Genomic DNA, 8,920 nt, shown 5'->3' with positions numbered 1-8,920 from the left:
GGCAGCAGGCGCCGACATCGATGCCCAGATGCCGCGCCGTCTCGGCATCCGCCGGGATGGCGGAAATGATATGCTCGACCTCGGTCACCGGGGTTTTCTGCATGAGGTAGTCATAGGTCGCCGTCTTCGAAAAATCCTGCTTGTCATAGTCGGGGATAAGGCTCGGATTGACGAAGCGCTCTTCGAGTTGCACCGGCAGATCGTTCTCGAAATTGACGACGACGGAATGATAGATCGAGACGCGCTTTGGAAATTCGAACGACAGCGCCAGCTCTTTTGTCGGCATGATGGTTTCGAGGACGAGGACTTCGGAACGATGTCTGTTGCCGCGCTCGACGATCTCGGCTGCGATGTTGTTGATCTCGATCAGCGTCGACTGTGGCCGCGGTGGCGCGATGAAGGTTCCCACACCTTGCAGGCGGATCAGAAACCCGGCCGAGGTCAATTCTCTGAGCGCCCGGTGAACCGTCATCCGCGAGACGCCGAGTGAAGCGACCAACTCATTCTCGGACGGCAGCTTGCGATCTTTGCCCCACCGGCCCGTTCCGATGTTTGCCAGGATGTAGTCCTTCACCTTCTCGTAAAGAGGGCTGGCGGTGTCGGGCAAAGTGATCATTTCAAAAGTCCTTTCCGGCGATTCATCGGAAATCACGACTCGACAGGTTGCCGCATGCGGATGATTGTTTTCAAGCCGTCGCTGCGCCCCGCCAACAGCCGCTCATAGGCAGCCGGAATGTCATCCAGGCCGATCTCCTGGTCGATCAGCGCCAGCAGCGGTTCGCTCAATTCACCCAGCATCCGCACGGCCTCGGGCAGTTCGTCGGCAAAGGCATGGCATCCCAGCAACCCGATTTCGCGTTCGACCAGCGTATTGGGATCAATGTCGAGGCGGCCGTGGAAGATGCCGACCATGGCGATCGTACCGCCGGGATCGAGAACGCCGAGCAGCTGATTGAGCGCCGCGACGCTGCCGGTCGCCTCGATGGCCGCGAGCAGCGGGGCATTGGCAGTTGCGGCGGCAACGGCGTCCCGGCTCAGATCGACGATCCGGGCACCCGTCACCCGCGCCACCCGGGCGCAGCGGCTCTGGTTGCGGTCGGCGATCAGCACGGTGCCGGCGAAGGTCCGCGACAACAGCAGGGCGGCAAGACCGCCGATCGGCCCGCAGCCGACGACCAGCACGAAGCCTGTCGTTTTCGGCAGGCGCCGCACCGCGTGCAGCGCCACCGCCAGCGGCTCGGCCATTGCCGCGACCCGCTCGTCGAGCCCGGCATCGATGATATGCAAAAGCCGTGCGGGCAGCACGGCCTGTTCGGCAAATCCGCCGTCGCAGATTTCTCCGACGAAGCCCAGTGACGCGCAGAGATGACGCCTGCCGGCTTGGCATTGCGCGCAGTCTCCGCACCAGAAGCGGGAATCGGCGACAACCCTGTCACCGATAGCGAAGGCGTCGACGCCCGCGCCGGTGGCGGTCACCGTGCCGGTGAGTTCATGGCCGGCCGTCGAAGGCGACCGGCTTATCCACTGTCCCGTGCGGAAATTATGCAGGTCCGAACCGCAGATGCCGGCGGCATCGACCCTGAGCTTCACCCAGCCTGCATCCGGCGCGCCCGGCGTCGCGATGTCCTCGACGCGCAGATCGCCGGGCCCGTAAAGTCGTGCCGCCTTCATCTCGATCGGTTCCGCTCAGCCGGCAAGATAGCGGTCGCGGATCTCCGAGACCGCGTTCTCATGCGAGCTGAAGCCCTCGTAGCGGGCGAGCCTGCGGGCGTGCAGAGCGAGTTCCGGATAGGCCACCGAGGTGACATAGCCGACCGACGAGCGCTTGACGAAATCCGTCACCGAAAGCGGCCCGTAGGTCCGCGCCCAACGGCTGGTCGGCAGCACCGCATTGGGTCCAAGCACGAAATTGGCCAGCGTCACCGGCGTGTGCGGCCCCATCAGGATTTCAGCCGCCTCCGTGATGCGCCCGAGATGCGCGAACGGCTCCTTCGACAGGATCTCGAGATGTTCGGGCGCATAGTCGTTGATGAAGCGGTAGCTGTCTTCCAGCGACGCGGTCAGCACGATGCCACCGCGCTTGCCGGTCAGCACCGCGCGTGAAAACTCGACACGCTGCTCGGTCATCCGCGACCAATGCTCCGGGATTGCAGCCAATGCGGCTTCGGCGACCTTGCGGCTGTGCGTCACCAGATAGGCCGAGGAATCCGGCCCGTGCTCGGCTTCGATCAACAGGTCGAGCGCGGCAAGCCCGCCGTCGACGCTGTCATCGGCAAAGATGATCGCTTCGGACGGCCCGGCCGGAAGGCCTGTGTTGATGACCGAAGACAGCACGCTCTTGGCCGCCACCACCCAGGGGCTGCCGGGGCCGACGATCTTGAGCGCGGGCTTCACCGTCTCCGTGCCGTAGGCGACGGCGGCAACTGCCTGAGCGCCGCCGCATTTGTAGACGGTTCCGACGCCGGCGAGGCGTGCGGCGACCAACGTTGCCGCGTCCACCGAACCATCCGATGTCGGCGGCGTCACGATGGCGATTTGCGGCACGCCGGCAATCACCGCCGGCACCGACGTCATCATCGTCACCGATGGGAAAGCACCCTTGCCGCGCGGCACGTAGAGCGCAACGGAAGCGATCGGCGTGTACCGGTCGCCGGCATAGGCGCCCGGCCGGACTTCCTTGAGCCACATCGTTTCCGGCTTCTGCTCCTCATGGAAATGCCTGATGTTGTCGATGCCGAACTGGATGCTCTCGACGACGTCCTTTTCCACCTTGTCGAACGCCGCGTCGAACTCGGCTTCCGACACCTGCAGCTCGCCCTCGGCGACATTGGCCTTGTCGAGTTCCCTGGCGAAGCGGATCAAGGCGGCGTCGCCTTCGTCCTTGACGGCCTGGATGATCGGCCGGACCTTCTCGACGAAGACCGTCAGATCGGCCTCGGCGCGCTTCAGCAGACTGGCGCGCTGGTCGGCATCGATGGATGACAAATCGTGGAAGCTGATGTCGGACATGGCTGCTCGTTCTCCTGGAACTCTTGGAACGCAATCACGGCTGGCGCAGGCCGGCCATATGCTGCGGGCCGACAGGTCGACCCTGAACAAGGATCAAAGCCGTCGAGAGGCTTCACTCGGCCAAAAGTATATACATGTCTATGTGACGGTCGCCAGCGATTTTTCCATCTTCCTTCCCGTCGAAACTACCGAGATAAACCTGCCTCATCAGATCGAGGCGAGAAAGCCGCCATCGACCGGAATGGACTGGCCGGTTATGTAGGCCGCCGCATCCGAAGCGAGGAACACGGCGATGCCATGCAGGTCGGAGAGATCACCGAAACGCCGCTGCGGGATCTTGGCCAGCATGGAGTGCTGCCATGCCTCGTTGTTGTAAAAAACGTCCGTCATCGCCGTCCTGAAATAGCCCGGCGCGATGGCGTTGACCCTTATGCCAAGCTCCGCCCACTCGGCCGCAAGCGCCCGCGTCATGCCGAGCAGGCCGGACTTCGACGAGCCATACGGCACCGCGGTTGGGATTCCGACTTCCGACGTCAGCGAGCACAGGTTGATGATGGTGCCGGGACGGCCGGCGTCGCGCATCTGCCGCGCGGCGGCCTGGGCGCAGAAGAACGCTCCCTTCAGATTCGTGTCGACGATCCTGTCCCACAGCGCCTCGTCGACATCGAGCGAGGGCCGCACCTCCTCCATCCCGGCATTGTTGACGAGAATGTCGAGACCACCAAGCAGGCTGGCAGCCTCGTTGGTGGCTGCGCGGCAGCGGCCGACATCGGTGACGTCGAGAGCGATGGCATGCGCCACCCCACCGGCCGCGCGGATGGCGACCGTCGTGTGCTCCAGCGCGGCCAGGCTGCGCGCCGTGACCGCGACGTCGGCGCCGGCAGCACTCAGCGCTTCGGCGATGCTGCGCCCGATGCCACGGCTGGCGCCGGTGACAAGCGCCTTCCTGCCGGAGAGATCGAAGAGAGAAGCGTTGCGCATGTGATCCTCCTGGTCGGTGTCGGTTTCCGCTTCGGCGTAGAGACTATCAGGTCAAGTTACATATACAAGCATATACAAAGCATTTCAGCTGCGGTACGGATGACGAAATCCACCGCAGAGGAGCCAGCCCGTGTCGAAAGCCTCGGATATGGTCCGCACCGAAGTCAACCGCCTGTCGCCCTACAATTCCGGACTGACCATTGACGAGGTACGGAAACGATACGCACCGGCCAGAATCGCCAAACTGGGCTCGAACGAAAACCCGCTCGGGCCCAGCCCGACCCTCGCCGCCACGATGCATGCCGGCTCCGAGATGTTCCGCCTCTATCCGGATCCTGCCGGGCGCAAGCTGCGCCAGGCGATCGGCGACAAATATGCCGTCGCCGAGGACCAGATTATCCTCGGCAACGGTTCCGAAGATCTTCTCTCCGTCATCAGCCGCGCCGTGTTGCGGCCGGGCGACGCCGTCGTCACGCTCTATCCGTCGTTTCCGCTGCATGAGGACTACACCACGTTGATGGGCGCTACCGTCAATCGCGTTGTCGTCAACGACGATCTGACCATCAATGTCGATGCGCTGGTCGAGGCGGTGCGCGAACGGCCGCGCATGCTGCTGTTCTCGAACCCGATGAACCCGGTCGGCAGCTGGCTCTCCGGCGGCAATCTGTCGAGGGTTCTGGATGCGACGAGCGACGAGACGCTGATCGTCATCGACGAAGCCTATGCCGAATATGCCAAGGGCGACGACTATGCGTCATCCCTGCCCTATCTGGGAAAGCTCGACCGGCCGTGGATCGTGCTTCGGACCTTTTCCAAGGCGTTCGGCCTGGCCGGATTGCGGATCGGCTTCGGCATCGTCGGCGACCCGGAGCTGCGCACGCTGCTCGACCGCGTCCGCACGCCTTTCAACGCCAACGGCATGGCCCAGGCCGCAGCATTCGCGGCGCTGGCCGATGACGAACACCTCGCCAGGGTCGTAGCTCTGGCCAGGGCGGAGAGAAAACGCGTCGAGACTTTCCTGGCGAGCAAGGGCCTCGACGTCGCCGCCTCCAGAGGCAATTTCCTGTTCTTCAACTGCCGGCAAGATGCCTCCGTCTTCGTCGAAGGCCTGCTGCGGCAAGGGGTCATCGTCAAACCGTGGAAGCAGCAGGGCTTTGACACCTATGTGCGTGTCAGCATCGGCTCGACTTCGGAAAACGACCACTTCATGGCCGCTCTGTCGACGCTGTTGTGAATGCACGTCTGGGCGGATCGCTCCGCGCTTGGGAGCCGATCGCTGCCGCCCTATTTCGCCCAAGGCCTTGACCGACGCTTGGCTTGGCTGCCGTGCGGATCGTCGATGACCACAGCGTATTTATTTGGCTTCGGACCAGCCGCAGGCCTTAACTTTCGCAGCGTGGGTTTTTACATCCGGGGGGTCTGCAAACGATCGACGCTTGAGGAGGCTCCCTTGCAGCAGCCAGATGACATAGCCGCCCGCCGATTGGGCATTCTCATCGAGCAATATGTGGAAGCGCGTAAAAAGCGCTATGACTATGTGTCGACCGAGCAGGCCTATCGGGCCATCCGGCAGGTCCTCAAACCCGCCATTCCCGATCGCGAGCTCGACGACATGGTCGCCTCACTTGCCGTCAAGAACGGCCTGGCGGTCGTCTTCGATCGTCAAACCAAAGCATCGGCCGATGATGTTCCGAGGCCAAGCCCCTAGATCGACGCACATCTGCCGGCGCCGGGCGCCATATCAATGCGGGGCCAAACGCATCGTTCGGCCCCGCATCGATGTGCATCGCCGGAGGAACCTGCGACACACCTGCGCCGTGGGCCTGTGTGCCGCAAGCCGACGGGCGTGGCGGCTTCAAGCGGCGGTGCTGACCTGGCCCGGCTCGAGGATCGACTTGACCTTGTCGGCGACGGCGCGTCCCAGATCGGCGTTGTTTGCGGCGGTGAAATGAATTCCGTCGACACCGTCCGTGGTGAGGTAATCGCCGGCATTGAGGAAATCGATCTTCATGAAATCCGCCATCGCCTTGTACTGCCTGGCCAGGTCCCTGGATTTTTCGTGCCCGCCGCCGAACATGCCCTCGAACCATGGATCGGGCATCGGGGTCAGCGGCGGCGGCGCAATGACCAGCGCCTTGGGGGCCGGATAAGGGGTGCCGATGCCGCCGGCACTGGTCAGGATCTGCCCGACCAGTTTCGCCATTCCATTGGCGATCTCATAAGGCGTCCGGCGGAAATAGGACTTGGTGTCGTTGGTGCCGAGCATGACGATGACCAGGTCCAGCGGCAGATGGCTGGCGATGGCCGAGGGCAGGTAGTTCGCCCCGTTCAGGCGCGGATCGTTGGGGTCGTCGAGACATGTCGTGCGCGCGCTCAGGCCTTCCTCGATGATGTGGTAGCCCCCTCCCAGCGCCGCCGCCATCACACCGGTCCAGCGCTGGTCATAGGGGTAGCGGTAGGTCGGCGACCCCTCCTTGACCGGAACCCAGCCCCAGGTCAGCGAGTCGCCATAGCACATGATGTTTTTTGGCGGTGACATCCATGTTTCTCCATCTGTTTGCAATTGTCTGAACGCGTGGATTTGTCGGTCCCGGCGAACACCGGTCGGCTTGCTTTCGCCGTCTCAGGTCAGGGGTTTCGCACCCGCACTCCGTAGAAGATCGCGGCACCCAGGATGATGACGCCCTGCGCGATGAGCTTGCCGGGCTCGTCGATGCCGAGCACGGTCATCACCACGAACAGCAGCGCAAAGCACAACGCCCCGAAGAAAGGTCCCCAGACGCCACCGTCGCCGCGACCGAAGACGACGCCGCCGAGGATCGTTGCCGCGACCGCCAGGATCGGCAGGTCGAGGCCGACACGGACGCTGCCGACGGCGATCGAACCGGTCTGTACCAGGGCCGCGATCGCCGCGATCAGGCCGGCGAGCGTGTGCGCAAGGATCACCGTGCGCTGGACCGGCACGCCGGAAAAATGCGCGGCTTCGGCATTCTCCCCGACCGAGGCGACGTAGCGGCCAAAGACGGTCCGCGACAGCAGCAGCCACACCAAAGCGGTCAGCAGGACCCAGAACAGCACCGGCGTCGGAACCGACAGGAATTTCGTGTTGTAGAGGTCGTTGAACAGCTTCGGCACATCGCCGGGCGGATTGCCGCTCGACAGGAACTGCACCAGCCCGACCAGGATGATGCTGACCGCCAGCGTGACGATGACCGCCGACACCCGCCGGCTCCCTATCATGAAGCCGTTGAACAGGCCGATGACGAGGCCGGTACCGAGCGCCAGCACGACGAAGAAAGGCATCGACGCGCCGGGGAAAGTGCCCGACGAAATGAAATAGTTGATGAGCAGGATGATGCCGCCGCCGGAAAGGTCGATCGACTTCACCCGCATGACGACGAGCTGCCCCAGAACCAGGATGCCGAGCGGGACGATCTGCCTGACGAAGATACCCATGATGTTGAGGTTGAGCATGTTCGGCCGTGCGATCCACAGCGTGGCCAGCAGCACGAGGAAGACAAAATAGGACGGCGGTATGCGCAGCAGGCGCCGGGCGATCGGATTTGCGAGAACGGCAGCCATCTTTCAGAGCCCCATCTTCTTGCGGGATTGCAGCCCGACCACCGCCAGCAGGATGCCGCCCTTGATCGCGGTCTGGACGAACGGCGAGACGTTGGCGAGGTTCATGCCATTGGCCAGCAGCGCCATGACCAGCGCGCCGATCACGGTGCCGTGCAGGCTGCCTATGCCACCGGAAAGCTGGGTGCCTCCAAGCGCCACGGCGGTGACGGTATCGAGTTCGAAAAGCAGCCCGACATTCGGATCGCCCGACACGATGCGCCCGGCGAGGAAGACACCGGCAACGGCTGCGAAACAGGAACAGATCACATAGGCGAGGATGATGTTGCGGCGGTCGGAGACGCCGAAATTGCGGGCAGCACTCTCGGCGCCGGACGCGATGCCGCCGCCAATCGCAAACAGATGCAGCCCGTACCGGGATCCGTAGAGCAGTTTCCACGCTGCCAGGATCACGACGATGCCCCAGAAAACCGGATAGGGAATGCCGAGGAAACTGCCCGAGACGGCATCGATGACGATCTCCGGCACCGTGCCGCCGGAGACGGGCCGCAGGATGCGCGTGATGCCGAGCACGATGTACTGCGTCGACAGCGTCGCGATGATCGGATGGACGTTGAAACGGGTGATCGCCAGACCGTTGATCAGCCCGATGACTGCCGCCAGCACGAAGACCGCCGGGATCAACACAATCGCTGGCTGGTCGAGCGCCAGCACCGCGGTGGTGAAGCTGATGACCGAGCCGACCGACAGGTCGAGCCCGCCGATGAGCACGACGACGAGCTGTCCGATCGCCGCGATGATCAGCGGCATCGCCTGGGCAACCAGGTTGAAGAGGTTTTCGGCCGTGGCGAACTGCGTCGTCTCGACGGTCAGCCACAGCGAAATGAGCAAGGCGACCAGCAGCGGCAGGCCCCACAGGCCCTGCCGCGTGTTCCGGCCATTCAGGATGTTGAAAACCGAACGAACCATGGCAGGCCCCTAATGCTGGCGCGTGGAGCCGCCCATGAGGGCCGCGTCGAGAATCTTGTGTTCGCTCGCCTGCGCTGCCGGCATTTCGGCCACGATCGTGTCGTGATGGACGACGTAGATGCGGTCGCAGAGCCCGATCAGCTCGATCGTCTCGCGCGACAGCACCAGCACCGCGCCGCCCTTCGCGGTGAAGTCCCGCAGAAGATGGTAGATCTCGGACTTGGCGCCGATGTCGACGCCGCGCGTCGGCTCTTCGACCAGCAGAAGATCGAGATCGGCGGCAAGGTAGCGGCCGAGCAGAACCTTTTGCTGGTTGCCGCCCGACAGCGAACCGACCGCAGCCGACAGGCCCGCCGCCTTTATGTTCATGACCTCCATCATG

9 protein-coding genes and 1 pseudogene are annotated in these 8,920 nt (G+C 63.7%); 2 read left to right on the top strand and 8 right to left on the bottom strand.

From position 1 onward, the window contains the following. From hutC to ENZ75_RS11720, 4 genes are all read right to left on the bottom strand, one after another. Nucleotides 1–616, bottom strand: a 616-nt coding sequence (gene hutC, locus ENZ75_RS11740) for a histidine utilization repressor (RefSeq protein WP_128278110.1), incomplete at its 3' end; no start/stop codon positions are given. 32 nt (nucleotides 617–648) lie between these two features. Further along, nucleotides 649–1,671: a zinc-binding dehydrogenase gene (locus tag ENZ75_RS11735; RefSeq protein WP_063168691.1), complete on the bottom strand. Its 1,023-nt coding sequence runs from the start codon at nucleotides 1,669–1,671 to the stop codon at nucleotides 649–651. Nucleotides 1,672–1,686: 15 nt separating this feature from the next. Beyond that, nucleotides 1,687–3,009, bottom strand: a complete 1,323-nt coding sequence (gene hisD, locus ENZ75_RS11730; RefSeq protein WP_024503949.1) for a histidinol dehydrogenase — start codon at nucleotides 3,007–3,009, stop codon at nucleotides 1,687–1,689. 207 nt (nucleotides 3,010–3,216) lie between these two features. After that, the gene (locus tag ENZ75_RS11720) at nucleotides 3,217–3,990 is read right to left on the bottom strand and encodes a 3-oxoacyl-ACP reductase family protein (RefSeq protein WP_024503950.1); all 774 of its coding nucleotides are present in this window, start codon (nucleotides 3,988–3,990) and stop codon (nucleotides 3,217–3,219) included. A gap of 130 nt (nucleotides 3,991–4,120) precedes the next feature. On the opposite strand from ENZ75_RS11720, the gene ENZ75_RS11715 reads away from it, so the two are divergent. After that, entirely contained in the window at nucleotides 4,121–5,224 is a 1,104-nt protein-coding gene (locus ENZ75_RS11715) for a histidinol-phosphate transaminase (RefSeq protein ID WP_082826515.1), read from the top strand. A gap of 105 nt (nucleotides 5,225–5,329) precedes the next feature. Further along, nucleotides 5,330–5,698 carry a hypothetical protein gene (locus ENZ75_RS11710; protein WP_224620654.1) on the top strand — a complete coding sequence of 123 codons (369 nt, stop codon included), beginning with the start codon at nucleotides 5,330–5,332 and terminating at the stop codon, nucleotides 5,696–5,698. A 147-nt stretch (nucleotides 5,699–5,845) separates the two neighbouring features. Here the strand turns inward: ENZ75_RS11710 and ENZ75_RS11705 are convergent, their stop codons facing one another. The 4 genes and pseudogenes from ENZ75_RS11705 to ENZ75_RS11690 form a co-directional block, all read right to left on the bottom strand. Then, nucleotides 5,846–6,529, bottom strand: a complete 684-nt coding sequence (locus ENZ75_RS11705; protein ID WP_013530477.1) for an SGNH/GDSL hydrolase family protein — start codon at nucleotides 6,527–6,529, stop codon at nucleotides 5,846–5,848. 89 nt (nucleotides 6,530–6,618) lie between these two features. After that, on the bottom strand, nucleotides 6,619–7,572 hold the full coding sequence (locus tag ENZ75_RS11700) for an ABC transporter permease (protein WP_063168693.1): 954 nt from the start codon (nucleotides 7,570–7,572) through the stop codon (nucleotides 6,619–6,621). A 3-nt stretch (nucleotides 7,573–7,575) separates the two neighbouring features. Further along, nucleotides 7,576–8,538 (bottom strand): ABC transporter permease, encoded by a 963-nt coding sequence (locus tag ENZ75_RS11695; RefSeq protein WP_013530475.1) that lies wholly within the window; start codon nucleotides 8,536–8,538, stop codon nucleotides 7,576–7,578. 9 nt (nucleotides 8,539–8,547) lie between these two features. After that, a pseudogene (locus ENZ75_RS11690) lies at nucleotides 8,548–8,920 on the bottom strand (sugar ABC transporter ATP-binding protein); the annotation flags it as partial.

This window comes from Mesorhizobium sp. M7A.F.Ca.CA.002.04.1.1 (assembly GCF_004022805.1).
Taxonomy (GTDB): domain Bacteria; phylum Pseudomonadota; class Alphaproteobacteria; order Rhizobiales; family Rhizobiaceae; genus Mesorhizobium; species Mesorhizobium ciceri.
The sequence above is the reverse complement of the archived record's forward strand: the minus strand, read 5'-3'. Positions and strand labels throughout refer to the sequence as shown.